This window comes from Koromonas humicola, from assembly GCF_059726255.1.
The window spans coordinates 4344672-4369929 of the sequence record NZ_AP040873.1; the positions used below are offsets into that span (position 1 = coordinate 4344672).

Sequence of the window (25258 nt, forward strand, 5' to 3'; positions counted from 1 at the left end):
ATGCCTGCCATATCGAACGTGAATACATTCACATTTATCTCTTTGAGCGTCGGCGTAAAGATGCTCGCTGAAGTTCCTCATCGCTTCATGTACGTCGCGATTCTCTGACCCCGGTTCAGCGATCAGGTCTTACGATGCTCACTCAGCCCACCTGCAACTCTCTCTCGTACTCGTCATGTCCCTAAGGTGTCCCAGCGATATTCGTTATGGATCTTCTACGCTGATGCATTGCTCATGGCTGGCTTCTGTGGCGAACTGCTTTCTATCACCTGCGCCACTTAGCGTCACCCGGCATCGCACCCTAAAGCACTTCGTAAAATCGAAACGCACCGTTCCGAGCCTTCACCCACTACTCGCGTTCCGCGCTAAAATACCGCATGCCTTTTCCGATTAAGACCTGCATCATTTGCAACGAAGAGTTCGAGCTCAAGCCGGATAAACCCGGCTTTGCCAATCGCTGCCCCGAGTGCACGGAAGCCGAAGAGGAAGCCAAGGCCGCTCGTGAGGGGCAAACCGACAATGACAACGGCAGGAACTCACCCGAGTTGAACGAAGCGCGCCGTCAGGCTATGCGCGATCTGCTCTACCGCAAGGACAGCTAAAGGACAGCTTCACTAGTTCCACTGATCCAATCGCTTCGTCTCGGCCCTGGCACATCTCTCCTGCATGACCAATAACAATCGACCAAACGCACGAAGGCCCCGCCCGTAGGCGAGGCCTTTGCTTTGAACTTGATTTATGAAGCTTATGCTTGTGCGATCGGTTCAACGTGGACGAACTTGCCCATCGTTCCGCGATCCATGAACTTCACCTTGCCGTCGACCTTGGCAAAGAGCGTGTCGTCCTTGCCGCGTCCAACATTCAGGCCGGGCTTGATGCGAGTGCCGCGCTGGCGAACGATGATCGTGCCGCCCGTGACGGTCTCGCCGCCGAACGCTTTCACGCCAAGACGCTGTGCGTTCGAGTCGCGGCCGTTGCGGGATGTACCTTGACCTTTTTTGTGTGCCATAACCGAATTCCTGTTCCTTCACTCATCCGCCGCTTGCGGCGAACAGAGATGTTACTTGCTCGATTTCTCGGCTGCCGTCTTCTTTGCTGCAGCTTTCTTTGCCGGAGCTTTCTTCGTTGCGCCGGCGCTCTTCGCTGCCTTTGGTGCCTTTACGGCCGCCTCGGGAGCCTTGTACGTCTCTCCGCCTGCGCTGATTTCCGCAATGCGTACCTGAGTGAACGGCTGTCTGTGCCCGTTCAGCTTCTTGTACTGCTTCTTGCGTTTAAAGTGAAAAACCAGAACTTTGTCGGCGCGGCCCTCTCCGAGAACTTCGCCTACAACCTTGGCATCCTCGGCCTTGGCGATCTTGCCCTCTTCGCCGCTGACTGCCAAAACTTCAAACTCAATGTTCTGATCGCTGTTGGACGTCTTTTCGACCTTAACGACGTCACCGGGGGCGACGCGATACTGCTTACCGCCAGCGCGGATCACCGCGTACATAGCAATGCCTCCATAAATCATCCCTCCATCGGAGGACACCGCTATTCGAGGAGGCCGATGGAGTTTCCTAATCAATTCTGTGCGCTTGCACTTCCTCGCAGATCGAGAGATCGAAGGCAGATCCAGCGCTCTCGTAACGAAACAAAACACTAGACCTGATGCGGGGTGCCTCTGACGAGGCGAAGCAGTACAGGCAAACCATGAAGATTCTATCGTTTTCCTCAGCCCAAGGTCAATTGACCTCTGCAAATCACAAAAAATCTCGTCTAGGTGGCCCAGAGTTGGCGCCTTTCCAACTCTGGGAGAGCAGCCAGAACCTCTATTTCACCCGCTCCGCCACCGTCACCACCCATCCCTCGGGATCCTCGAACGCAAACTCCTTCATTCCGTAGAACTGCGTCTTCAGCGGCATCGTGATCTTCGCCCCACTCTTTTCCACCTTTGCTAGCAACTCCTCGATTCCCTCGACTTCCAGAAACAGCGTCATGCTCCCGCCAATCGCTCGCTCACCGAGAGCCGGATACTCTTCCCTTACCGCCTTCTGGTCATTAAAGAAGATCTCAACCGCACCATTCGCCGATACCACCGATCCAAATACATACGGCGGCGCCTCCGGCACAGTCATTCCCGGCTCAAACCCCAACACGGAACGATAGAAATCAATGCTTCGTTCCACGTTTGCTACAACTAAGTTTGGGGTTAGCTTGTTAATCTGCATTCCATATCCTTTCATGCCGCATGTGTTTTCTGAGCTGCCTCGAGCTTAACCTTCAGCACCACGAGAGTCATATCATCAAACTGCTTCACATTCCCAGTGAACTTGTCGGCTGCGTTGATGATGCAGGCCACCGTCTCCGCCGCGTTCACGCCATCGCAGCTTTTCAGAGTCGCCAGCATGCTCTCTTCGCCCCATTCCTGTTCTTCGCCGTTCATCGCTTCGCTTATGCCATCAGTGAACGCCACCAACACATCTCCCGGATTCAATTGCACCGACTCCTGCCGATAGCAGAATTCCGGCAACATGCCGACAACCGTCCCGCCCACTTCCAGGCGCCTCACTCGCCACTCGTATCCGCACTTACTCAGCACCATCGGCGGATTGTGTCCTGCATTCACATAGGTCAGCACATGAGTCACAGGGTCGTATTGGGCAAAGAAGATTGTCGCATAGCGCTCGGGCGACGAAACCTCGTATACCAGCCGATTCACTCTCCCGACCAGGTCTGCCATGTCTTCAGGCTTGCTCATCGTTTGGCCGCGCAACGAGGCCTGCAAACTTGCCATCATCAGCGCTGCCGAAATCCCCTTGCCCGACACATCTCCCACGGCAATGCCCAACTGCCCTCCCGGCATCTGCAGAAAGTCGTAATAATCACCACCAACTCCGCGTGCCGGACGGCACACGCCGCAGTAGTCGAGGCCGTCCACCTGCGGAGGATTCTGCGGAAACAATCTTTCTTGCACTTGTCGTGCAATCTCCACCTCGCGCTTCATCGCTTCCCGCTGCGCTGCTTCTTCAGCCACCGCCGACGCGAGCCGCGCGTTTTCCAAGGCGAGTGCAGCCTGTGCCGCAACTGACCCCAATAGCTGCACGTCGTTGCGCGAATATGGTTCCTCGCTTCGTTTCTGACTCAGGCTGATAAATCCTCGTAACCGCCCCATCGCCAGCAGCGGAATCAGCAATTCCGATTGAAGCCGCGCCAACGTGCCACGCTCATCCGGTGCAATCTCCTCATCGCGATTCACCCAGTTGTTCGGATCGCGCAAGTAAACTCGTGTCGGCTGCTTTGCTTCGCTCAACTGCGAAACCGTCCGCGATGTTTCTGGGAATTCAACATCCGGCTCCATGTCATAGCCCATGGCATACGCCAGCCGGTACGGACTGTCATTCTGAAGCAGCACAGCCACCCGCGGTACATGCAGCGATTCCGCAATGCGATGCGAGATCGTTTCTAGCAGCGGACGCATCTCCACCATGGTTCGCACCTGCTCGCTGAGTTCCATCAGCAAGTGTTCTGCGTTGTAGCTGTCTCGGAAGAACCGCCGGTCAATCCACTTTGCCAAGCGTGTAGCGCCCAGTCCAAGCAGATAGATGGCGACGAGTCCCAGCGAAATCACTATCACAATCTGCGGCAACGTGGTCGCGTGTGTCTTTGCCAGTACACCGATTATGACCACCAGTGCTCCGGTCAGCACTGCCTGCATCAACTTGATTCCTCTTCGCGCCAGTGTGTACTGCAACCCCTGACGCACCACCACTCGTATGTCCATCGCGCGGTAGGCGACGATCAGGTACGCCAGCGACACCGGGAATAGGAACGAGAGCAACAGGCAGGGCAGTTCGATCCACGCGGGGAAATCATCAAGCGTCTTCTGTACCACAGCTCCGACAATCACCAATACCAGCGAAGGTACGAGCGCGAAGAATATCCCCCAGTAGAGCCACCGCAGTCTGCGCCGTGCATCGCGATTCGAGGTCAAGAAGTACTTCGCAATGATGGTGACGAAGAATAGCCCAATGCTGATCAATGTCACTATGCTGAAGGCGGTCGCAATCCGATGCAGCGTTTGTCCCGGCAAGATTTTGCGCACAACGGCAGCCGTCGCGTCCCCACCCAGCGACAGTTCGGTGACCACCAACTGGAAGATGGCCGAGGCTGCCAGCGGCGCGATGATCAGCCACTTCAGCCATGGGTGCCGCTTCTCAAATGCCAGGCGCTCGGGGAAATACAAACCCAACACAAACAGCCATAGCACCCAAGTCGAGTTGAAGAACACCTTGTAGCCCAGCGCCAGGTTTGAAGATATCGTGCCATCGCGCAGTTCTGACGAGAGCCAAAAGATTTGGCTGAATCCCATCAGCAGGGCGAGCAGCATCCACGCCAGTTTCTGTCGCGGCCTGATCATCGCGACCCAAAATCCCAATGCCGTGCAAAGCAGAGGCAGGGCGATATGCAGCGTGATGACAAACAGCCAGTAATCACTCGCAGTCTCATCGCGCGGAGCCAAGCGAATGGCGGCTGTTACAGGTTGCGACTCCCCTCTGTGTTGTATGGTTAACGTCAGCACATCTCCCGGATGCGCATACTCCAAGGCATGTTCCACGTCATGAGTACCGTGATACGGCCGCCCGTTGATTTCGAGCAACCCGTCGCCTGCACGCACTCCCGCTTGTTCGGCTTCAGGCCGCACCCTCGAGATGATTTTCGTGCCGCCCTCAACTTCGCCCGGCGCTCGCACTGCTCCCGCCGTACCCGCCATGTACTGGGCAATGTAGCCGACGTGTTTTATGTAGTAGCCCACCGTGCACAGCATCAGCAGGGCGAGAATAGAGTATTGGAATCCAGCGGACTTACGCGCCGTCGTCACCGGCGCACGGACTAGTGTTTCAGTCGTCATACTGGAAGATCTCCGGCCACGACCTACAGGCAAGAATCTGGTTTCAGCATTAAACAGAAATCACGCAAACCTTGCAATACAAGACGAACTATCTTGGTTTTGATTACTTCTACTTCAGGAAGAAATACGCTGCCATGCCCAACCCAATTGCAATAACGATCCAGCGCACGTGTTCCTGCTTCATCTTTTGCGCAAAGTAGCCGCCATAGTATCCGCCCAGCAGCGAACCGGCCACCATGATTCCCGCATGTTTCCAGTAGATGACGCCTTTTGCGATGAATGCCACGATCGCGATTCCGTTGCATGCGGCCGCCTGCACCGTCTTGTACGCGTTGATGCGATGAATCTGCGTCATTCCAAGCAGTGCCAGCAACGCCATCATCAGAATTCCAGCGCCCGCGCCGAAGTATCCGATATAGAAGCCAACAAAGAGCTGCGCGGCTGCAGCGCCCATCGTTGTCAGCGGAGCCTCGCCACCCTTCGGACGCAACGCCGCCGTGATCCTGCGACTGAAAGCAAACAACAATGTCGCCGACAATAGCAGCCACGGTATTAAATGCAGAAATGTTTGTTGTGGCGTGAACAGCAGCGTGATCGCCCCGAGCAGTCCGCCCGAAACGCCCGTCGCCAGCAGAGGAACCAGCACGTGCCGCGCTTCGGGTCCTTCGAGCTCTCGCCTGTACGCCCCAATACTTCCAATGATTCCTGGCCAAAGCGCAATCGTGTTCGTCGCGTTTGCCTGGATCGGCGGCACACCCACCAGCAACAGCATCGGGAAGCTCAGGAAACTTCCCCCTCCAGCCACTGCATTCATCGCCCCGCTCACGATCGCAACCGCGAACAGCAATCCGCCCTGTTCCAAACTCAGCACCCAGCAATTGTAAGCTGGGCTGACCTCAACCAAAATAGAGACGATCTTTGGTGCCCCACATATGCCTGTCGTTGGCATGTGTGGGGTATGCACCCTGCGACACTACGCGAGACAAAAAACAAACGGGCCGATCGTCCGGCCCGCCGTGTCGTCCCCCGATTTTTCTTGCTACTGCACGTTCACATTGCTGTAGGTCTCATACAGCCGCCCGGTGGTATCCCACGCCAGCACCGCGATGTAGTGCGAGCCTGGTGTCACCGTTACGTTTGCGGTGATTCCAGGTCCTGCCGATTGCTGCTTGTTCACGCCATCCACGTAAACGATCATCTTCGTCGTCGGTTTCGGATTTCCCGTAACCTCTGCCTGCACGCGGAACGTCGTTCCCGTCACATCCACTCCTGATGGAGACAGTAACTGGATTCCGGGATTGCATACTCCCGTCCTTGGGTTGCAGTCGCCGTCATAGAAGCTGTTGAACTGCCGAGTCAATGTGCTCTTCACGCCCGAGCTGTTGGTTGCGGTGATCACCAGTGTATGACTGCCCGGAGCCGCGAAGACCCCCGTCTGCAGTGGAGCCGTTGCTGAGCCCATCATTGTTGAGTTGAAGATTGCCTTGCCATCTAGCGCCATCGTCCAGCTCGTCACGTTCGTCGCAAATGCGGCCGAGATCGGGACCGAGCTTTCTGGCTGATAGCTTCCCTGTGCGGGCCAGCAGAGGGTAATGGCACTCGTGCCGCGCGCGCATGCCCCAACACCGAATCCGGTCACGGTGAAGCTCTTCTTCGCTTGGTATAACTTCCCGTTCACGTCCCACGCGTTCACTGTGATGTTGTGATATCCGTTCTTAATTGCGTAGTCGATCAATGTTCCTGGCAAGAAGTCCAGAGTATCCACTTGCTTTGAACCGTCATAAACGTTCACATGGGTGATTGGAACCGCGCCCGAATTTGCAGCCAGCTCGATTACCGCTGGATACATTACTGTCGAACCCGTTGAAGGAAAGCACATCGCCAGTCCGCTTTGTGCGGGAACAGGGCATTCGGCAACCGCCGCAGACGTGAGGGCGGCAACCATAACACAGCAGAGCATCAAACCACGACCATCACAGCGCATACTTCTCTAGGCTCCCAAGATAGATAATTCTTCCCGCTTACATTTCTGTGTAGCTGCAATTCGCCACCCAAAACAGGACAGCCACTTTCGCCTGTAATTTCTATCTACTGTGCAAAATCCGTTGTTGAACCTTGCTTTGAGTGAGTACTTCGATGCTCAATCTGAGACTCTTGCAGGGCGCCTAAGGTAAACATTGCGTGCGATCTCTGTGCAGCAAAAAAGCCCAGAAAACGATGCAAAAAAATAGGGGCCGCCGATGCATTCCAGCGAGCCCTACGCTCCAAACTCTTTGGTCCTCAGTTCGCCACCATCCTCGCCAAATGCATGACTCCGGTTGTGCGTTTTCCGTCCTGTTCGAAACTCCACTCCTCGTCATGGTGATTAGCGTCGATAATCACGAGCGTCAATCCCACCATGTGCCCGTCCTTCGGCCCGATGTTGGTTCCATCCTTGAATTCAAACACCAACCGCTTCGGAGTCGCCGAAACCAGCTTCATTCTCGGCTGATTGTGTGCCGCGCAGTAATGCGTTGCCAGCAGATCGTCCATGTCCGGGTGAAACATGGTGATCATCTCATGCGGAGTTCCCTTCGCCATCCAATGCATCAACGCTGATCCACCGCCCGTCATGCGCATTTCAACATTTGCCGGAAACTCCTTGCCACCGTCAATCATCGTGCCGTTCCAGTTTCCAACGAGCGACTGCAACGTCGTCCATGCCTGCGTCTGCTGTACCGGGCGATGCTCATCCCCCGCCCACGCCACTGCCGTCCACGCCAATGCCATTAGCAATACGAAACTCCGCCGCATGCCACTTTACCTCCATCCAGAAGTGCGCAACATACTACACCATCCCCGCACTCCTCCTTTGTCTTTGCATCAACAAGGAAAAGAGCGCCGCAGCTCTCCGCTTCAGAAATCACATCTGCTGACGGTCTTTTGCATTTGCAGTTGTTTGCCGCAGTCCTCTTTTGCATTTGCATTTGAAGTTGCTTCGCGGCCGTCATCCTGAGCGAAGCGAAGGATCCCAGCTCGCGCGTGTATCTCCTCTTCCGCCCCAGGTCACCAACCACCAACTCGCGACACTTTTGGTTCCCTACAGTGTCGCGTACCTACCGTCATCGCCCAGAAACTCTCTCGCCACCATCACCGTCTGCACTCGTTCCTGCTCGCGTGTGCCGCTCGCTGTGGCTGCGATATTAAGTTTTCATTGTGAGAAGTGCTGGGCTTCGCCAACACGCCTGGGGCAAGACCCTCCGACAGTAACGAACCACGTATATTCGCGATTCTTGAATTCTCAAATCCCAATCGCGCGCAAACGCAAAAAAGCTCTCCCCGCGGGGAGAGCTTTTTCACACTAATTGATGCTATTCGAGCAACGTAGCCTGTTCATCGCCATTGCCGTTTCCGTTGCTCTCTTCCTTCGGAAGCACAACAGCAGCGGCCACGCGATCATCGTTATCGAGCTGAAGCAGTTTCACGCCCTGCGTCGCACGTCCGGCTTCGCGAATCGTGTCCGTGCCCATGCGAATGATCTTGCCGAACTGGCTGATCAGCATCGCCTGGCTCTCTTCGCTCACCAGCAGGATGGCGACCACCTTGCCATTCTTTGCCGTGGTCTTCAGGTTGATAACGCCCTTGGCTCCGCGCCCGGTCAATCTGTAATCATCCACCGGAGTCCGCTTGCCATAGCCGTTTTCAGAAATGGTGAGAATCAGGTTTGGCATTGCCTCGCCGCTCTCATCCTCGCCCTTCTTCTTCCGGCTCTTGTGCTCGGCCGCTGGCGGTGCATCCTTCGGAGTCACGACCATGCCGACGATGTAGTCTTTCTCGGCCAAGTTCATGCCGCGAACACCGTAAGCCGGACGTCCCATCGAGCGCACATCATCCTCGTCGAAGCGAACAGCCATTCCGTCGTGCGTCGCCAGCAGAATGTATTGCTGACCGTCCGTCACCTGCGCCGAAACCAGCTCGTCATCCTTGTCGATGCCGATGGCGATAATGCCGCGCGAGTTCACGTTGCAGAAGTCCTTCAGCGGAGTCTTCTTCACCGTGCCCTTGCGTGTCGCAAAGAAGATGAACTTTCCTTCTTCTTCCAGGTCCTTCACATTCAGGAAGGCCCTCACCGTCTCGCCCGGTTGCAGGCTCACAAGATTTCCAATGTGCTTGCCCTTGCCTGCAGCCTGCACGTCAGGAATCTCATACACCTTCAGCCAGTAGACGCGACCCGTGTTGGTAAAGATCAGGATGTAGTTGTGCGTCGTGGCCGCAATCATGTGTTCCACGAAATCTTCTTCGCGTGTGCTCATGCCCTTGCGTCCCGTGCCGCCGCGCCGCTGCTGGCGGTAGGTCGACACGTTGGTCCGCTTCAGATATCCGGCATGGCTTACGGTTACCGCAACCTGCTCGTCCGCGATCAGGTCTTCCAGTTGCAGCTCTTTCGCTTCGTCCTGGATGATCGTGCGCCGCGGATCCTTTGTCGGTCCGCCGTAGTTCTTCAGAATCTCTTTGAACTCATCGGTGATCACCGACTTCAGCTTCTTCTCCGAAGATAGGATCAGTTCATACTCGGCGATGCGTTCACGCTGTTCCTGCAACTCGTTGACGATTTCGTCGATCGAGAGCCGCGTCAGCCGGTGCAATTGCAATTCGAGAATCGCGTCTGCCTGCTTTGTGCTGAACGGCTTTTCCGTATCCGCCGTCGGCATCTTGCCAGTCAGGTTGATCGTGATCTTCTTGCCGCCGAAGTATGCGACTAGATTGTCACGAGCTTCCGAGCGATTCTGGCTGCCGCGAATGATCGCAATCACATGATCGAGGTAGTCCAGAGCCTTCTGGTAGCCCTCGAGGATGTGTGCGCGGTCCTTCGCCTTTTGCAGCAAGAAAGCCGTTCTGCGACGCACGACATCCACGCGATGGTCGATGAAGTATTGCAGTGCCTGCACCAACCCCATCTCGCGCGGCTGGCCGTTTACAACGGCCAGGAAAATCATGCTGAAGCTCTCTTGCATCTGTGTGTGCTTGTAGAGCTGGTTCAGTACGATTTCGGCTTGCGCTCCGCGCTTCAACTCGATCACAATGCGCATTCCATCGCGATCGCTTTCGTCACGGATATCGCTGATTTCTTCAATCGTCTTTTCGTTCACCAGATCGGCGATGCGTTCAATCATCCTCGCCTTGTTCACCTGGTACGGAATTTCCGTCACGATGATCGCGTCGCGTTCCTTCGTCAGGTGCTCAATCGCGACCTTGGCGCGCATCATGAAGCGGCCGCGCCCTGTCCTGTATGCGTCGAAAATCCCCTTGCGTCCATGGATGAACGCACCAGTGGGGAAGTCCGGTCCCTGCACAATCTTCAGAACTTCTTCAAGCTGCGTCTGCGGGTTCTGTACCAGCAAAATCGCTGCATTCAGGATTTCCGTCAGGTTGTGCGGAGGGATGTTCGTCGCCATGCCCACGGCGATTCCGTTCGAGCCGTTCACCAACAGCGTCGGAATCCTTGTTGGCAGTACGGTCGGCTCGGCGGTCGTGTCGTCGAAGTTCGCGACGAAATCCACTGTGTCCTTATCGATATCCGCCAGCAGTTCCGAGGCGATCGCTGTCAGTCGCGATTCGGTGTAACGGTAAGCCGCCGGAGGATCGCCATCGACCGAACCGAAGTTGCCTTGTCCATCCACCAGCGGATAACGTAGCGAGAAATCCTGGGCCATACGCACGAGCGCGTCATACACCGAAGAGTCGCCATGCGGGTGATACTTACCGAGCACTTCGCCCACGACCTTCGCGCACTTTACGTGCTTCTTGTTGTAGAGCAGGCCCATGTCATGCATCGCGTACAGAATGCGGCGATGCACTGGCTTCAGCCCGTCGCGGATGTCCGGCAACGCGCGGCCAATAATGACCGACATCGAATAGTCAAGATACGATTTCCGCATCTCCTCTTCAATGTTGATCGGCAGTACGTTTGAGGGTGGCCCCCCGCCGCCTTCCAGCGGAAGCTTAGGATTGTTGGTTTCGTCGGCCATTTAGTTCAGATACCTTCCGGCATGCTTGCAGAATCGGAAGCAGTCAATTTCACCGACCCCACTCGGAGCCTATGACTACTTGCATGTAGGGAATTCTCAGTTGGTAGCACAGCCCATTATAGCACGCCAGAACCATTCCCCGTCCGGAGTAAACATTTCTATCTCAATCACTTACGGCTACACGAGGGCTGTCATCCAGAGCCGCAGGCGAAGGATCCCCGCCTTCTTTCCAATCTGAGCACCTGCTCTAGCTCACAATCGTAAGCCACACGCATGTGGCACTCTAACGCGCACCGTCCAGGGAGCCCCCAGGCTGCGCAATCTCCCGATACCCGTCTGGTATCCGGAACAGCTCTTCCGCCTGTCGTCCTTCGCGCACATTGCGTAATTCATATCTCGAAGTAGCGGTCACCCGCCGTATCGCTGTATGCAGCCTCGGATCCATCCAGACTTCGACCTCTCCATCTTCGGTGGTTTTGTAGTGGCTTACTCTCCTGCCGTTCAATGTCTCGAAAGCCGTCTCAGTCCGCGGGGTCTCAATGGACGTCACCAACTTGTGCTGCACCTTAGGTACCCAGTACACCTTGGCGTCCGGATCGAGTACCGCCACGAATCCTTTTTGCGTCCAAATAGACACACGCTTCCGCCCCCCGCATTGGCTCTCCCGCCTCACTCCCCGAGGCTCATGCAGTGTATTGACGTAGATACGCCCAACACAGTCCTTGGTCGTATCTTTCATGTCTTCTGAAACGAAGTCCGCGGAATACCCCGACGCCCATTCATCCGTGCCACCGCGACGTACCTTCGCACAGGCCGCCAATGCCGCTACACCCAACAGAACAAAAGCGACATATCTCCACATGCTCACGCTCCCAGCAAGCCGAGCCGCCCGTTTGTGCCGGCCTTGATGTGAGATGCCTGACAAACTCAGAACTATTACATGGAGGAGGAGAGTAATCCTGAGCCGCAGGGACGGATACCAGCAGCGGTGTCGGGGTGTCCCATTCTAAATTCGCCGCCGTTGGCGAGTTTAGAATGGGCTAATTGGTTTTGCTCTTGTCGTCGCAGTTGCTTCTGTTATTGCTGAATTTGCTCTTTCTACGCGGCCATCCACGACAGCGCGCGGCTCAAATACGCTTTCAGATCCTTCCTCGGCACCACTGCGTCAAGGAACCCTTTTTCCACCAGGAACTCGCTTCGCTGGAACCCTTCTGGCAGCTTCTGCCTGATCGTCTGTTCAATCACTCGAGGTCCGGCAAATCCGATCAGCGCTCCTGGTTCGGCAATATTCAAATCGCCCAACATGGCAAAGCTCGCCGTCACCCCGCCGGTCGTGGGGTCAGTCAGCAGAGAGATGTACGGCACGCGAGCTTCATCCAGACGTGCCAGCGCTGCCGAGACCTTCGCCATCTGCATCAGCGAAATCGTGCCTTCCATCATGCGCGCTCCGCCCGTGGACGACACCACAATCAGCGGAATGCGATCCCGCAGAGCCTTTTCCACCGCACGCGTAATCGTCTCGCCCACAACGCCGCCCATGCTGCCGCCGATGAAGCCATACTCCATCACCGAGACGATCACCTCGCGCCCATTGATCTTTCCGCGCGCATTCACAATGGCGTCTTTGCGCCCGGTCAGTGCCCGTGCTTCTTTCAGCCGATCCTTATAGGAGCGCCGGTCTGCGAACTCCAGCGGATCAACCGTAGCCAGGTTTGTGTCTTCCTCCACGTAGCCTTCGTCCAGCAGATACCCCAGCCTCGTCCGCGCATCGATCCTGAAATGCTTGTCGCACTTTGGACACACATGGAAAGTGGCTTCCAGGTCTTTCTTCCAGATAATCTGCCGGCACTGGTCACACTTCACCCAGAGCCCTTCGGTGCGCACCTTGCGCTCCCCGCTCGTATCCAACTCTTGCGATTCCCGTCTAAACCAGCTCATGCCTTCACGAACTTTCTCTCGTTCTTCGGTGTCATCCTGAGCGAAGCGAAGGACCCCTACCGCCCTCGCCACTTCCTGCTCCGCCCCAGGTCACCAACCACCCAACTTCGCGAACCTTGAAACCTGCCCTAGTACTCAATCCCCCGCTGCGCCTGAATCCCCTTCTGGTACGCGTGCTTCACTTCGCGCATCTCCGTCACCGTATCAGCAAGCTCAACAATCTTCGGATGCGCATTCCGTCCAGTCAAAATCACGTGCACCATCTCCGGCTTCTGCTTGAGCGCTTCGACGACCTTTTCCGGATCCAGCATTTTGTACCCGATGGCGTAATTGATTTCGTCCAGGATGACCAAGTCCCACAGCCCCGACAGGATCGCTTCTTCGGCTTCCTTCCAGGCTTCTTCCACCATCTTCACGTCTTCAGGATCGGTTTCCGCGCCGCCGACCTTCACAAATCCGCGGCCCAACTGTTTCATTACAAATTGATCGCCAAAGGACTTCACGGCATCCAATTCGCCGTAGTGCCACGACCCTTTCAGAAACTGCAGCATCAAAACTTTCAGTCCGGCGCCAACTGCGCGCAGACCGGTTCCCATTGCTGCCGTAGTCTTGCCCTTACCCGGCCCGGTATTGACTATGATCAATCCCTTACGGACATCTGCCATCATCTCTGTTAAGCTCCTAACGTATAGAGAAGTCTTCCGGCCGTCCCGGAGCCCGCAGCGAATCGAACCGCCGCCAAATCTCCAGTGCTTCGACGATTGTAAACGGTGCGAACTAACGCCGCACGTTGGCTATGGTCGCCACCCGCTCCGCCGATTGTCCGCACGACACACATTAAGAGGTCTGATGTTCATCATCCCCATTCGCCAATTACGTAAGCTGGCTTTTCTGCTGGCCATCGCCTCATCCCTTTTCGCCACGTCCGTTGCGGCCTCTGCTGCAGATGGTAAGGTCCTCCTCGAGCAGGGACACTTCCGTCAGCTCGCTGCCGTCGCGCAGGATCGCCTCCGCCATAATCCCAATGACGCCGAAGCCCTTTCCTGGATGTCAGCCGTTCAGGATGCCTACGGAAACTTTGAAAAGGCTGTCGAGCTCGCGCGCCGCTCCACCGAAATCGCGCCCACCAGCGCCGATTTCCATTGCCAGCTCGCCGACACCCTCGGCGATCGCGCACTCCAACTCGGAGTCCTCGGCGGCGGCGTGCAGCTCGCTCGCCAAATGCGCCACGAGCTCGACATCTGCCTTCAGATCAACCCGCGCAATATCCGCTGCCTCAAGGAATCTATGGGCCTCTACGAGCAGTCACCTGCCCTCGTCGGCGGCTCCAAATCGAAAGCGCGTGAAACCCTGCAGCAGATCTATAAGATCAATTCCGCCGACGGAGCCCTTGCCGAGGCCGCACTCCTGCAAATGCAGAAGCGCCCGCTGCATGAAATCGAAGCCCACCTTCGCCAGGCCGTACAGCTCAACCCGCGCCTTTACCGAGCAATCATCGACCTCACATCCATCCTCGATAGCGAATCCTACCGACGTTACTCTGAGGCCGAACACTTCGCCCGCATGGCGATTTCAGCCGACCCTGCACGTGTTGGAGGATACCGCTACCTCGCCAGCGCCCTCGCGCACCAGCAGCGTTGGAACGACCTCGACGCCACGCTAGCCGAATCCCAGCACCGTGTTCCTGACGATGCCTATCCGTTCTTCGCCGCCGCCCAGGCCCTGCTCGAAACCGGAGCCGACATGCCCCGCGCCGAACGCTACCTGCGCCAGTACCTTTCGCACGAACCCGAAGCCGGAGCCCCAACCCACGGCACCGCGCATTGGAAACTAGGTCTCGTCCTTGAACGTGAAGGCCGCCGCAATGACGCCGCCAACGAACTCCGCGCCGCCGCCCGCCAAGTCGGCAACGACCCCGCCTTCAAAAAGGACTACAAGCGCATCGCCGGCTAACGACGAACACTCTCGACTCACTGGTGCCCCATTTCTGCCGTAGTTAGCAGAAGTGGGGCTTTTGCATTTGCCTTTGAATCGCCGTTGCTCTTGCTCTCGCTCTTAAGTGTCATCCTGAGCCGCAGGCGAAGGACCCCAGCCGCCGCTCACCTCATCACCCCCCGCCCAAGGTCACCTACCACAGCCCTCATGGGCTTCTGCATTTGCTTTTGCCCTTGTGGGGTTGCCGTTGCTGTTGCCTTTTGCTTCTGGTGTCATCCTGAGGCGAAGCCGAAGCACCCCTACCCTCACCACTGTCTCTCAATCTAGTACTCTAAAAAACGTGAATCACCCCTCCATCCGCCTCGCGACCATCTCCGATGTCTCTCGTCTTGCTGCATTCGCAGCCGAAGTGTTTCCTCTCGCCTGCCCTCCGACGCCGCTGCGCGATCTCGAAGCCTACATCCGAACCGAGCTTTCCCCTGCTCGCTTCGAAGCCTTTATCCAAGACCGCAATTTCATGGTCCTCATCGCCGAAACCTTCGTTCCCGAGCGCACCCTCGTCGGATACATCGTCATAGCCCGCCACAATCCGCACCCTTCGCTCGACGCGCCCAATGCCGCCGAAATCCGCAAGCTCTACACCGGCCCCGCCCACCACGGAACCGGCCTCGCCAGCGCACTCGTGCACTGCGCGCTCTCAATGCTGAGCGCTGAATCACCGCGTCCCGTGTGGCTTGGCACCTTCTGCGAGAACCACCGCGCCATCGCCTTCTATAAAAAGTGGGGTTTCGAAATCGCTGGCGAACACACCTTCATGGTCGGCAACGACCCCCAAACCGACCTGCTCATGCTCCGCCCCGCCGCAGTCGTCCCCCAATGATCTGTAGTTGAGAAGCGGCAGCAGAGAATAGAGCGAGCGCGGGTGGCCCATTCAAGCCTTCCATTGGCTTGAGTGGGGTATTTCGAAGGGCCTGCCCTATGCAAATGGCTACGAAGGCACCGTGGAGATTCAGTCCGAGTGGACGACGCGAAAACGCCAAAAGCTTCGAGAACCAACAGCCCTAGTATTCGTTGTAGGGTTTGCCCCGACTGTCTTTTCCTCGTGCCCCGCTTCTAACGTCGACCATTCCCGGCAATGTTTCGATTTTCCCGTTCCTGTAAACAGGGCTATCAAGTTCGGGAACCCACGTGTCTTTCCTTCCGACAATTGGGTCATCCGGAATATCCCGCAGAAACCCCGAAGAGACAAGATCTTCCAGCGAATTAGGCAAATGCTTGTTAGCTTCAGCGTACTTGATGATCGCGACTCGCATGGCATAGAGGTCCTCGCGTAGTGCCTGCTCTTTGCTGACACGCTCTGAGCGACCGCAATCGGAGAGGACAACACAAACGAACAAGCAGAGCACAACCTTGTAGCGCACAAGCGCCAACCTCGCGAAGCCTCGCATAACTTCGTCACCCTTGCGAAACCTGGCCTTTACGGCCCCATATTATCCGGGGTGCAAGTATTCGTCCCCAGCGACGCATCCGTTACCGGCGCTGGAGGTGTCGGCGGAGTCGCCCACGGCACTGTCGTAAAGTCGAAGAACTCCAACAGATCAGGCTGAGCAGCGTCCCTTGCCGTCAGGCTCGTACCCGGCGCAATGAAACGGCTCTGCACAAACTTCAGTACCGCCGTGTGATCCATCGGAGTGTGCGAAACATAGTGCTTCTTCGTGAACGGCGACACAATCATGTTAGGTAGCCTGAATCCCAACTGCGCCTTAAACCCGTTCACCGTTGCCGCGTCCGTCGGAGAAGTCCCTGGTTCACCCGATTTCAAATCGCAGTTCGCCGTCGGAGTCCCACCGCTCGGCAGACATGGATTGAACGCATCGGGATTCACCGCAATGCTGCCAATATCGGTCGTCACTCCCAGGCTTGCACTCGTGAAGTCGTTCGTATGTCCCGCCACCGGAGGCACGTGATCATACGGTCCGCCGCCTTCGTCATAGCTCAGGAAGAACACCGAGTCCGCCCACGACGGACTCGCCATCAGCTTGTTGATGATGTTCGCCGCCTGCGATTGCCCCTGCAGAATCGATTGTCCTGATCCCGGATGCTCATCGTTCGCTCCATACCCAGCTTCAATATAGGAGAAGGCGGGCAGCGTTCCATTCGTCATGTCTGTATAGAGCTGCGACAGCGGAGCGATATGCGACGAGTCGATGCAGAACGTATTCGTTGCATTACCTGCCTTCAGCGGAGCCGTACACGCCGCATGCGTTGGATTCGCATACAAATACTTACCGGAGTACGTGAACCCGGTGAAGGTCGTAAACGGTACTCCATCCGAGCCCGTCAATGAGTAGTAGATTTTCCATGAAACCGGAGGCGTCGCCGTATCCAGTTGCTCGAAGATCGTCTTGATCGTCAGCCCCGTCAATTTGTCATCCACAAACGGATCGCGCACCAGTCCCTGCGTTGTGCCACCCGTCATGGTCGCAACGCGGTTCGGCGTGCTCTTGCTCGAGACGGGCGAGAACCACCGGTCCGACAGCGCAAATTGCGATGCCATGTAGTAGTAGTAATTCAGGAAGTGCTCGTCGTAGTAAGCCATGGCGCGCCTTCCCGTCTTGTCCGTGAATGTTCCGCTGCCTGCTCCGCTCAGGGCGAAGTTCTCCGCAACGTGCACAAACCCATCCATCAGAATCTTGCGGTTGGTCGAGAAGTCATAACGGTTTACCTCGCCATAGCTCTCCAGCCACGCCGAAGTCATATCATCCAGACACGTCGAAGTAGTCTTGAACAGCTTGAACGACTGCCCCTCATCGTTCGTGTTCGAGATGGTCGACAGTTTGTCTTCTATGCCGTCAACGTCGTACACCTTGCCATCGTCACCCGTTGCCATGCCATTGTTGTGGCGATACGGGTTCAGCATGCCGAAGTAGTGATCGAACGTGCGGTTTTCTTGCAGCATGAACAGCACGTGATTCACTGCCTGCACGCTCCCGATGATTCTCACCGTCACTGTTGCGGTCGCCGTTCCGCCCGACCCGGTCGCTGTTGCGGTGTAGGTGGTCGCCTTTGAAACCGTCACCGCCTGCGTACCGCCCGCGCCCGGCAGAGTGAACGTCGTTGTGTCCACGTTGTTGCTGATCACCACGCTTGTCGCGTTCGTCGCGGTCACCGTCAGGGTGGACTGTCCACCCGGTTGCACCGCCGCCGGATTAGCCGTAATCGTCACCGTCGGCGGAGGCCCAATCACCGTCACTGTTGCCGTCGCCGTTACGGTTCCACCCGCGCCTGTTGCCGTTGCCGTGTAGGTGGTCGTCGCCTGGGGAGTCACCTGCGCTGTGCCGCCAGTCGGCTGTAGCGTGATGCTCGTTGCATCCACGTTGTTGGTCACCACCACGCTCGTGGCATTCGCCGCAGTCACTGTCAGAGTGCTCGGGCTGCCCTGTTGCACTGACGTCGGATTAGCCGTGATCGCCACCGTTGGCGCGTTTGCCGAAACCGTCACCGTCGCCTGTGCTGTGGTACTTCCACCCGGGCCTGTCACCGTGATCGTGTAAGTCGTGGTCTCAGTAGGCTTCACCACGACCGATCCCGACGCAGATACCGCTCCTACTCCGTGATCGATGCTCGCGCCCGTGGCGTTCGTCGAAGTCCATGTCAGCGTCGCGCTGCCGTTCGTAGGAGGTATTACCGTGGGGTTCGCTTTGAACTGCACCGCGGGTGCAGGATTAAAGGGAGCGGCCGTGCCGGTTCCGCATCCATTGAGGGTAAGAATTGCGAGAAGGAAAAAGGCTAGAGCAGAAACAATACGGCCAGCTCTCATTACAAGGTTCTCCACACGAGTTGGAGTCGATCCTACATACCCAGAGTTGCCCTTGCATTCTGGTCTCCCACCGCACACCAGACTCTGCTTTGCTAAAACTTTGAACCTTAAGCACTAGATCGGCAGATTTTTCCGACGCGGGACCAATCTGAATGCGTGAATCTCGGCAGATGTCCTTGCTGATTACCGATCCAGCCTTTGCTCGCGTCTCTATCGCTTCCACAACCCAGTACTCAGAATGTTCCCCGCAATGCCACCGCCCTGCTTTATCCTGAAAATGACCATGAGCACACCAGCGCACAGACTTTCCACCCGACTCGCGTCCTATTTTGTGCGCAATCCGCTCATCTACCTCTACACCGGCGTCCTCGGAACTCTTTCGCTGCTCAGCTCTTTCTTCGATCGCGGCGGACGCATCCAGCACGGCTTTGCCCGACTCTGGTCCTCGCTCATTCTTCGCACATCGTCCTGTCCGCTTACTGTCGAAGGAGCCGAGCACCTCGATCTTTCTCAGCCCGCTATCTACGCCGCCAATCACTCTTCTGCTCTCGACATTCCGGTTCTTTACCTCGGACTGCCTTTCCAGTTCCGCATCCTCGCCAAGCTCGAGCTTTTCCGCCTGCCGTTCCTCGGATGGCACCTCCGCCGCTCGGGCCAAATTCCTATCGACCGGGCCGACGCCCGCGCCTCGCTCCGTTCTCTCTCCGCCGCATCGCAAACCGTGCGTCAGGGAATGCCGCTCGCCATCTTCCCCGAAGGCGGACGCAGCGCCGACGGACACCTCCAGCCTTTTCTTGGCGGAACCTTCTACGTCGCCATCAAGGCGCAGGTCCCCATCGTGCCCATGGCCATCGTCGGAACCTACGAGGCGCTGCCGATGAATACCTTCGTCATCAAGCCCACTCCGTTCCGCCTCATCATCGGCGAACCTATCCCCACCACCGGCCTCGTAGCCCGCGACATGGAAGCCCTCTCCCAGCGCGTCCAGCAGGCCATGCGCGACCTCTACTACTCGCACACAACCCTCCCCGCCCCCGTCGCCTAATCAAATCCGCCCGCCTAATTGCCGATATGGGACGAGCACAAACTAACAACTACTAATGGGGACGAGCACAAACTAACCCTCTGCGCGAACCCAAGCACCGCGGGTGCCCCATATAAGCTCGCCTCTTTTGGCGAGCTTATGTGGGTTCTAATAAAGAAGCGCGAAGCGCCTTCCTAGCTTTTGCTTTTGACGTTGTTCTTGTTCTTGCTAGCTTTTGCTTTTGGTGTTGTTCTTCTTCTTGCTCTTGGTTTTGCTCTGTCTTTGGTCTGTCATCCTGAGGCGCAGCCGACGGATCCCTCCTGCCGCTTCAATCTCCACCACCGCGCCGGGTCACCTACCACCCCACCTCGCGAAACCTGTGCCTACACCGCCAACTCCACCTTCCGCAGCTCTCTCTTTTCTCCGCTACCAAACTTCCACCTGTGCCCCAAGGCCACCCACCGCGACTCGAAGTACTTCCACGACGCCCACCCAATTCCGAGGCTCACGGCATAAGCCACCACCAGTGCCGCCCATTCCGCCTCACGCCTCCACGCGCCGGTCGCAGGCAGCATCCTCAAGAACGCCATCAGCAGTGGCTGATGTACCAGATACACGCAATACGAAATCCCACCCAGGAACCGCAGCGCCTTCCATCGCAGCATTCGCGACAGCCATTCCGGACAAGCCAGTACGGCCACCAGCAACACTCCTCCATACATCAGAGCGATCGCCGTCAGCCCCCATTCCATCAGTGCATTCGCAGGAGACGCCGTCTCCGCAGGCAGCCACCACCCCACGCCCCACATCACCAGCCACAACCCAACCACTGCTGCATAGAGCCAAACCCGATTTGCCCGAACCCACTCTCGCGCTCGGCGCGAGCGCACCACCAGCGCGCATCCCACGCCGATCATCAGCGCATCTGCCCGGAACCACGGCAGCGCATACGCCTGATCCTGCGAAACCCATCCTGCTGCGCAACAAGCCCATCGCGTTCCGAGCACAGCCAAAATAGCGATTACCACCACGCGCTTCAGCCACCGCCGCGAAACCCGTCGCACTACCACCGGCAGCGTCAGGTAGAACTGCTCTTCCACCGCAAGCGACCACGTCACTGGAAGGAAGAACAGCGTCCCATGCTGAGCCAGAAAGAAGTTGTTGGTGAATGTGACGTAGGCCCACCAAGCCATCGGCTCGCCGGTGTTCCACACGATTTCCTGCCGGGCCGCACCGCCCGCAGCCCACATCACGCCGTAGCAGACCAGAACCATCACATATACAGGAATTATTCGAAACGCACGCCGCACATAGAAAGGACCGTAATACTCAGGCGCGTGCCGCTCGTCCATCAGAATCCCGCCAATCAGGAACCCCGATAACACAAAGAACAAATCCACCCCTGACCAGCCCACCTCAAAAAGTTCGGCCAGAGGTCTCCACGCAACTTGCACATAAACGTTGGCATGAAAGGCCAGCACCAAGGCGATCGCCAGCCCGCGCAACCCATCCAACTCAGCTATACGACCGCCCGCCCGCGCAACCCATCCAACTCAGCTATACGACCGCCCGCTTTCCGCACTTCCACCGAACATCAGATGCGGCCTCTCCACCCCGTTCTGCACGGCAGCAACAGTTCCAAACAGTTGGCCTGCAAGGTGAGTACGCGAGCACTTAATCCCTATGTACCGTCTCCATACTGAATGCAGGCAGACACACGGCAATGTACTCTGCTCCTTCCGGAGTCGAATACTGCACCCACTCTCCTTTGTGAGCAATCACTGCCTGCCCAGCCGCCACATCCAGCACTCCATCGCGGCTCGTCACCCGCAGCTTGCCTTTCAGCACCACGGTAAACTCGTCAAACTCCGGAGTCTGCCCCGGCTCGACCCATCCCTCGGGACTCCGCATATGGGCCACGCTCACTCCTTCGGTCTTCGAGTTCACGCGCCCAATATATTCATCAATCAGCTTCGGCTTCGTTCCCGCCGCCGGAACTCTCTTCGGTTCTGCAATCAACGTTGGCATGCGCGGCATTGTAGTACAAACGACAGGCGTGTAGCGGATTGAGCATGCGCGAAATGAAGCACCGCGGGTCGTTAACTGGTGCCCCATATTCGCTTGCCTCATTTGGCAAGCGCATGTGGGATCTAACAAAGAAGCGCGAAGCGCAACCAAAGGTGTTGCCGTTGGTGTTGCGGTTGTTCTTGTCTTTGTTGCTGTCTTTGTTCTTGTCTTTGTTCTTATCTTTGTTGCTGTCTTTGTTCTTGTCTTTGCTCTTGCTACTGCCTTTGTTCTTAGGGTGTCATCCTGAGGCGCAGCCGAAGGACCCCTACGCCTATCCACATCTCGGCACAGGAGCTCCAGATCACCTACCACGCCACCTACTTCACCCCCGACCCCAACACCATCTGTGCCTCCATCCTCACCCGCTCCCCATCGAAGCTCTTTCTCATCGCTTCCAGCACCGCGCCATCCACCTCTGCATCACCATCAACCTTCTCCAGCATCGGACGAAACGGCACCGTCACTCCTCGGAAATAATCCCAAAGCTCCTCCGGAGTTCCATGCCAGTCCCACTTCACCTGTTGCACTCGCGCTTCGACCTTCTGGAAGCCCGCTCCCGCCAGTGCCGTTGCCAGCCTTTCCGGTTCGCCAAACTTAAACATCCCACGCGCAGCCTGCGGAACCTCCATCCCCGGCCTCACCCGCAGTACCGTGCCAATCGTCATATCGAAGTACGGCTGTTCCATCGGCCCCCAAGCCAGTAGCGAAACCCTGCCTCCAACTCGCAGCACGCGCCGCATCTGCCCCAGCGCTTGTGCGACGTCGCTGAAAAACATCACGCCCAACCGGCTCGTCACCCGATCGAACGTCTCATCATTGAACGGCAGCGCGTGAACATCTCCTTGCACAAACTCAATGTTCTTCAGCCCGCGCTTCAGCGCCCGCTCTCGTGCGACCTCCAGCGGCATCGCCGCCATATCGAGACCAACCACATGCCCCGTTTCGCCCACCGCAGTCGCAATCGAAATCGCAGGTTCTCCCGACCCGCACGCCACATCCAGCACGTGCATCCCCGACTGCAATTGCGCTTCGCGCACAATCGCCTCAGTCGTATCGGTACCCATCTCCGCCGATTGTTTCTTGAATCGCTCTCCCGCATTCAGCCGCGCAAAACTATCCCACACCTGTTCTGCCATCTCACTTGCCCCCGAGAACTGAAAGGTAATCAGCGCACGCCACCGCCGAGGCAGATCATCCTATCGCCGCCGGCCGAAGAAATCTATGCGTCAGAACCAGCGCTTGGCTTTGAAGTAGAGCAGCACCAATGATGTGGAGATCAGCATCAGTAATCCCGCATAGGCCGTACCGTGTGGACTGTTGGTCCACGGCAGATGCAGGTTCATCCCAAAGAATCCCGTGATGATCACCAGCGGAAGCGCCACCGTCCCCCAGATCGTCAGCACCTTCATCACTTCATTCGTACGGTTCGCCACTGCCGAAAGATAGATGTCGAGTGATCCGGAGAGCAGGTCTCGATACGTCTCAATCAAATCGACTGTTCGAATGATGTGGTCGTAAATGTCCCGAAAATAGACGTCCAGATCGTCTCCCAACAAACCGTTCTCGCGACGCATCAACGCGTTCACAACTTCGCGCATTCCGCTTGCAACCCGGCGGAATTCGATCAGCTTTCGCTTTAGCGAGAAAATGCGGGCGAGCACATCGGGATCGGGTCGAGAGAGCACGAGGTCTTCTATGTCTGAGATCTCGTCAGCCAGCTTGTCCAGTACGGGCTGATACTCGTCCACGATTTGGTCAACGATCATGTAAAACAGGCGGTCCACGCGAGTCACCCGATCCTGCTCGACACGTGCCCGTACTTTTTCAAAAATCCCCGAATCCGCATTTCGCACGCTGATCAGGAAGTCGGAGCCGACAAAAACATCAAAGTCGTCGAATTCCAGCTCACCGTTGTTGTGCATGTGCTTCAACACGGTGAAGATGTAGCGATCATGCTCTTCCGCCTTGGGGCGCTGAGGTCTGTGGCGACAATCCTCAATTTGAAGTTCGTGAAGGCCAAATCGGCGGGCCAGTTCGTCCAGCTCAGGAGAGTTCGGATCGGCTATATCGAACCATGCGAGTTGCGGCAGCACAGGTTTCATCGAGTCCACATTGTAGAGTTCTCGTTGCAGGCTGTGAATCCCTGCTGGCGGGTGGCATTCAACGCTCTTTCGTCGAGTGGGGAAGTTGATCTTCGTCCCGTTTCCGGATAACTCCATCCTTGGGGTATATCGACAAGAAACTCAGTTCAGGGGTCTCACGCTTGCGTTATTGAGTGCAATGATCCCAATCCTCATCGGTGTATAGCTGCACGGAGTACCATTGCCTTCCTAGGCGCCTCACCACAGGAACCTCGCAAGGTATACCGCTGTACCTTCCCGGCATCCGGCTCTTGGCGGCGGACGCAAGCGAATCAGTCGGATCGAAGACCAGGTAAGCGACTGTATTGTTCCCAGCCCAGCCCCAGCTATCCCATTCGAGGTGTTGCAAGTCCTCGTTTGTGGTGCGTGGTTGCGCCAGAACCGCCGATTTGTACCGATTCGACCAGAGCAACCATCTGAGCGTGGGGTGGAGTTGGGAATAGTTCATGAACAGAACAACGGTGACCGCGAAGAAGGCCACTATAGCCCCAAGGACAGATAGACGCTGACGTAGCTTCTTTCGGGCCACAAAAGCCCCAAGCAGGACGAGGCCGATGACAACCGCAACGGCGAAGGTGTAGAGGAATGTGTCAATGTCAGAGCAGTAACCCGCGACTAGAAGGAACACGGTGCCAGCGCAAAGTGCGGAGCACAAAGGCAGCCACCAGTTAAATCGATCTTCCGAATCATCTTGGTGAGCCATAGAACACAGGTAATCTAGCATGATAACTGGCGATTACAGGGCATTCCATGATCTATCCCGAACCGGGATTACTCCATACTGAGGGATTTATGGTTGGCTATCGTCCGGCTTCTGTTCACGTTTCTTCTTGATGCGGGGAAGCACTTCAAACCAAGCAATGGCAATCGCCGTCAGCACTGGCCCAATCATCGCCCAATCGGCTGCTTCGCCTTTGACATGCGGAGCAAGAACGTGCATCAGCGTGATGAATGGAATCGCTATGTAGACGTATGGCCTTCCGAACTTCGCCCTCATGCGCGTATCCATGCGCTCGCCGAGTGTTTCTTTACTGCCACCTTTTAGCAAATCGAACATTCCGTTGCCTCAACCTTGATTCTGCATCGATTGCCCCTGGCAGGATAGTGAGCGACATGGCGATTATTCGCCAAGAATCGGCTGCCGCCTCAGGGTAGGTACAGAAGCGGCTGTGATCTTTTCACATACTCGCTACACGCTTCATCCCAAGGAAATAAACCGCGCTTGTCTGGCCAAAAGCACTGAATGAGCGGGAAACAATCATCTTCGTAGAACCAGAGATCGTACCCGACGTGACCACGGTAGTGGTTCCGATGAACATCCTTAAAGGCGCACCGATACGGCTCTTGAAGAATATCGGCATAGTCAAGTTCAGGTCTGTAACATGCTCCGGACTTCACCGCATTCCCAATGACGTTGATGACATGCATACAGGTGTC

24 protein-coding genes are annotated in these 25258 nt (G+C 56.7%); 4 read left to right on the forward strand and 20 right to left on the reverse strand.

Annotated features, from left to right (window positions below; all coding sequences use genetic code 11):
- Positions 1-377: 377 nt before the first annotated feature.
- A complete protein-coding gene (locus AC6IZD_RS18915) occupies positions 378-602 on the forward strand; it encodes a hypothetical protein (RefSeq protein WP_497785222.1) in 225 nt (74 codons plus the stop codon).
- Between the two features lie 143 nt (positions 603-745).
- Here AC6IZD_RS18915 and rpmA read toward each other — a convergent pair whose 3' ends face one another.
- The 11 genes from rpmA to cobO all read right to left on the reverse strand — a co-directional run bounded on the left by rpmA (position 746) and on the right by cobO (position 13502).
- Complete coding sequence (gene rpmA, locus AC6IZD_RS18920) at positions 746-1009, reverse strand: 50S ribosomal protein L27 (RefSeq protein ID WP_497785223.1); 264 nt, start codon at positions 1007-1009, stop codon at positions 746-748.
- A 51-nt stretch (positions 1010-1060) separates the two neighbouring features.
- Complete coding sequence (gene rplU / locus AC6IZD_RS18925) at positions 1061-1489, reverse strand: 50S ribosomal protein L21 (protein ID WP_497785224.1); 429 nt, start codon at positions 1487-1489, stop codon at positions 1061-1063.
- A gap of 319 nt (positions 1490-1808) precedes the next feature.
- A complete protein-coding gene (locus tag AC6IZD_RS18930; protein WP_497785225.1) occupies positions 1809-2207 on the reverse strand; it encodes a VOC family protein in 399 nt (132 codons plus the stop codon).
- Between the two features lie 11 nt (positions 2208-2218).
- Positions 2219-4888 (reverse strand): SpoIIE family protein phosphatase, encoded by a 2670-nt coding sequence (locus AC6IZD_RS18935; protein WP_497785226.1) that lies wholly within the window; start codon positions 4886-4888, stop codon positions 2219-2221.
- Positions 4889-4997: 109 nt separating this feature from the next.
- On the reverse strand, positions 4998-5837 hold the full coding sequence (locus AC6IZD_RS18940; RefSeq protein ID WP_497785227.1) for a sulfite exporter TauE/SafE family protein: 840 nt from the start codon (positions 5835-5837) through the stop codon (positions 4998-5000).
- 90 nt (positions 5838-5927) lie between these two features.
- Complete coding sequence (locus tag AC6IZD_RS18945; RefSeq protein WP_497785228.1) at positions 5928-6872, reverse strand: hypothetical protein; 945 nt, start codon at positions 6870-6872, stop codon at positions 5928-5930.
- A 296-nt stretch (positions 6873-7168) separates the two neighbouring features.
- Entirely contained in the window at positions 7169-7681 is a 513-nt protein-coding gene (locus AC6IZD_RS18950) for a hypothetical protein (protein ID WP_497785229.1), read from the reverse strand.
- 557 nt (positions 7682-8238) lie between these two features.
- Positions 8239-10896, reverse strand: coding sequence for a DNA gyrase subunit A (gene gyrA, locus AC6IZD_RS18955; RefSeq protein WP_497785231.1), 2658 nt, complete (start codon positions 10894-10896; stop codon positions 8239-8241).
- 283 nt (positions 10897-11179) lie between these two features.
- On the reverse strand, positions 11180-11758 hold the full coding sequence (locus AC6IZD_RS18960) for a hypothetical protein (protein WP_497785232.1): 579 nt from the start codon (positions 11756-11758) through the stop codon (positions 11180-11182).
- Positions 11759-11994: 236 nt separating this feature from the next.
- Entirely contained in the window at positions 11995-12834 is an 840-nt protein-coding gene (accD, locus tag AC6IZD_RS18965; protein ID WP_497787601.1) for an acetyl-CoA carboxylase, carboxyltransferase subunit beta, read from the reverse strand.
- Positions 12835-12962: 128 nt separating this feature from the next.
- On the reverse strand, positions 12963-13502 hold the full coding sequence (gene cobO, locus AC6IZD_RS18970) for a cob(I)yrinic acid a,c-diamide adenosyltransferase (protein WP_497785233.1): 540 nt from the start codon (positions 13500-13502) through the stop codon (positions 12963-12965).
- A gap of 181 nt (positions 13503-13683) precedes the next feature.
- Between cobO and AC6IZD_RS18975 the strand changes: the two genes are divergently transcribed.
- Positions 13684-14787, forward strand: a complete 1104-nt coding sequence (locus tag AC6IZD_RS18975) for a tetratricopeptide repeat protein (RefSeq protein WP_497785234.1) — start codon at positions 13684-13686, stop codon at positions 14785-14787.
- 322 nt (positions 14788-15109) lie between these two features.
- Positions 15110-15649, forward strand: coding sequence for a GNAT family N-acetyltransferase (locus AC6IZD_RS18980; RefSeq protein ID WP_497785235.1), 540 nt, complete (start codon positions 15110-15112; stop codon positions 15647-15649).
- 181 nt (positions 15650-15830) lie between these two features.
- On the opposite strand, the gene AC6IZD_RS18985 is transcribed toward AC6IZD_RS18980, so the two are convergent.
- Positions 15831-16217, reverse strand: a complete 387-nt coding sequence (locus tag AC6IZD_RS18985) for a hypothetical protein (RefSeq protein ID WP_497785237.1) — start codon at positions 16215-16217, stop codon at positions 15831-15833.
- A 29-nt stretch (positions 16218-16246) separates the two neighbouring features.
- Positions 16247-18589, reverse strand: a complete 2343-nt coding sequence (locus tag AC6IZD_RS18990) for an alkaline phosphatase family protein (protein WP_497785239.1) — start codon at positions 18587-18589, stop codon at positions 16247-16249.
- A 283-nt stretch (positions 18590-18872) separates the two neighbouring features.
- Between AC6IZD_RS18990 and AC6IZD_RS18995 the strand changes: the two genes are divergently transcribed.
- Positions 18873-19634, forward strand: coding sequence for a lysophospholipid acyltransferase family protein (locus tag AC6IZD_RS18995; protein ID WP_497785240.1), 762 nt, complete (start codon positions 18873-18875; stop codon positions 19632-19634).
- Between the two features lie 362 nt (positions 19635-19996).
- Here AC6IZD_RS18995 and AC6IZD_RS19000 read toward each other — a convergent pair whose 3' ends face one another.
- From AC6IZD_RS19000 to AC6IZD_RS19030, 7 genes are all read right to left on the reverse strand, one after another.
- Positions 19997-21127, reverse strand: coding sequence for an acyltransferase family protein (locus AC6IZD_RS19000; protein WP_497785242.1), 1131 nt, complete (start codon positions 21125-21127; stop codon positions 19997-19999).
- Positions 21128-21287: 160 nt separating this feature from the next.
- Positions 21288-21641, reverse strand: a complete 354-nt coding sequence (locus tag AC6IZD_RS19005) for a cupin domain-containing protein (protein WP_497785243.1) — start codon at positions 21639-21641, stop codon at positions 21288-21290.
- Between the two features lie 356 nt (positions 21642-21997).
- Positions 21998-22816: a class I SAM-dependent methyltransferase gene (locus tag AC6IZD_RS19010; RefSeq protein ID WP_497785244.1), complete on the reverse strand. Its 819-nt coding sequence runs from the start codon at positions 22814-22816 to the stop codon at positions 21998-22000.
- Between the two features lie 90 nt (positions 22817-22906).
- Positions 22907-23782, reverse strand: a complete 876-nt coding sequence (gene corA / locus AC6IZD_RS19015; protein ID WP_497787602.1) for a magnesium/cobalt transporter CorA — start codon at positions 23780-23782, stop codon at positions 22907-22909.
- 166 nt (positions 23783-23948) lie between these two features.
- On the reverse strand, positions 23949-24524 hold the full coding sequence (locus AC6IZD_RS19020; RefSeq protein ID WP_497785245.1) for a hypothetical protein: 576 nt from the start codon (positions 24522-24524) through the stop codon (positions 23949-23951).
- Positions 24525-24611: 87 nt separating this feature from the next.
- Positions 24612-24878 carry a hypothetical protein gene (locus AC6IZD_RS19025; RefSeq protein WP_497785246.1) on the reverse strand — a complete coding sequence of 89 codons (267 nt, stop codon included), beginning with the start codon at positions 24876-24878 and terminating at the stop codon, positions 24612-24614.
- Between the two features lie 89 nt (positions 24879-24967).
- Positions 24968-25249, reverse strand: coding sequence for a DUF4262 domain-containing protein (locus AC6IZD_RS19030; RefSeq protein WP_497785247.1), 282 nt, complete (start codon positions 25247-25249; stop codon positions 24968-24970).
- Positions 25250-25258: the final 9 nt, after the last annotated feature.

Excerpts from the sequence above, each read along its gene's own strand:
- AC6IZD_RS18915 (WP_497785222.1), top strand. The coding sequence starts at position 378 with ATGCCTTTTCCGATTAAGACCTGCATCATTTGCAACGAAGAGTTCGAG.
- rpmA (WP_497785223.1), bottom strand. The coding sequence starts at position 1,009 with ATGGCACACAAAAAAGGTCAAGGTACATCCCGCAACGGCCGCGACTCG.
- rplU (WP_497785224.1), bottom strand. The coding sequence starts at position 1,489 with ATGTACGCGGTGATCCGCGCTGGCGGTAAGCAGTATCGCGTCGCCCCC.
- AC6IZD_RS18930 (WP_497785225.1), bottom strand. The coding sequence starts at position 2,207 with ATGCAGATTAACAAGCTAACCCCAAACTTAGTTGTAGCAAACGTGGAA.
- AC6IZD_RS18935 (WP_497785226.1), bottom strand. The coding sequence starts at position 4,888 with ATGACGACTGAAACACTAGTCCGTGCGCCGGTGACGACGGCGCGTAAG.
- AC6IZD_RS18940 (WP_497785227.1), bottom strand. The coding sequence starts at position 5,837 with ATGCCAACGACAGGCATATGTGGGGCACCAAAGATCGTCTCTATTTTG.
- AC6IZD_RS18945 (WP_497785228.1), bottom strand. The coding sequence starts at position 6,872 with ATGCGCTGTGATGGTCGTGGTTTGATGCTCTGCTGTGTTATGGTTGCC.
- AC6IZD_RS18950 (WP_497785229.1), bottom strand. The coding sequence starts at position 7,681 with ATGCGGCGGAGTTTCGTATTGCTAATGGCATTGGCGTGGACGGCAGTG.
- gyrA (WP_497785231.1), bottom strand. The coding sequence starts at position 10,896 with ATGGCCGACGAAACCAACAATCCTAAGCTTCCGCTGGAAGGCGGCGGG.
- AC6IZD_RS18960 (WP_497785232.1), bottom strand. The coding sequence starts at position 11,758 with ATGTGGAGATATGTCGCTTTTGTTCTGTTGGGTGTAGCGGCATTGGCG.
- accD (WP_497787601.1), bottom strand. The coding sequence starts at position 12,834 with ATGAGCTGGTTTAGACGGGAATCGCAAGAGTTGGATACGAGCGGGGAG.
- cobO (WP_497785233.1), bottom strand. The coding sequence starts at position 13,502 with ATGATGGCAGATGTCCGTAAGGGATTGATCATAGTCAATACCGGGCCG.
- AC6IZD_RS18975 (WP_497785234.1), top strand. The coding sequence starts at position 13,684 with ATGTTCATCATCCCCATTCGCCAATTACGTAAGCTGGCTTTTCTGCTG.
- AC6IZD_RS18985 (WP_497785237.1), bottom strand. The coding sequence starts at position 16,217 with ATGCGAGGCTTCGCGAGGTTGGCGCTTGTGCGCTACAAGGTTGTGCTC.
- AC6IZD_RS18990 (WP_497785239.1), bottom strand. The coding sequence starts at position 18,589 with ATGAGAGCTGGCCGTATTGTTTCTGCTCTAGCCTTTTTCCTTCTCGCA.
- AC6IZD_RS18995 (WP_497785240.1), top strand. The coding sequence starts at position 18,873 with ATGAGCACACCAGCGCACAGACTTTCCACCCGACTCGCGTCCTATTTT.
- AC6IZD_RS19005 (WP_497785243.1), bottom strand. The coding sequence starts at position 21,641 with ATGCCAACGTTGATTGCAGAACCGAAGAGAGTTCCGGCGGCGGGAACG.
- AC6IZD_RS19010 (WP_497785244.1), bottom strand. The coding sequence starts at position 22,816 with ATGGCAGAACAGGTGTGGGATAGTTTTGCGCGGCTGAATGCGGGAGAG.
- corA (WP_497787602.1), bottom strand. The coding sequence starts at position 23,782 with ATGAAACCTGTGCTGCCGCAACTCGCATGGTTCGATATAGCCGATCCG.
- AC6IZD_RS19020 (WP_497785245.1), bottom strand. The coding sequence starts at position 24,524 with ATGGCTCACCAAGATGATTCGGAAGATCGATTTAACTGGTGGCTGCCT.
- AC6IZD_RS19025 (WP_497785246.1), bottom strand. The coding sequence starts at position 24,878 with ATGTTCGATTTGCTAAAAGGTGGCAGTAAAGAAACACTCGGCGAGCGC.
- AC6IZD_RS19030 (WP_497785247.1), bottom strand. The coding sequence starts at position 25,249 with ATGCATGTCATCAACGTCATTGGGAATGCGGTGAAGTCCGGAGCATGT.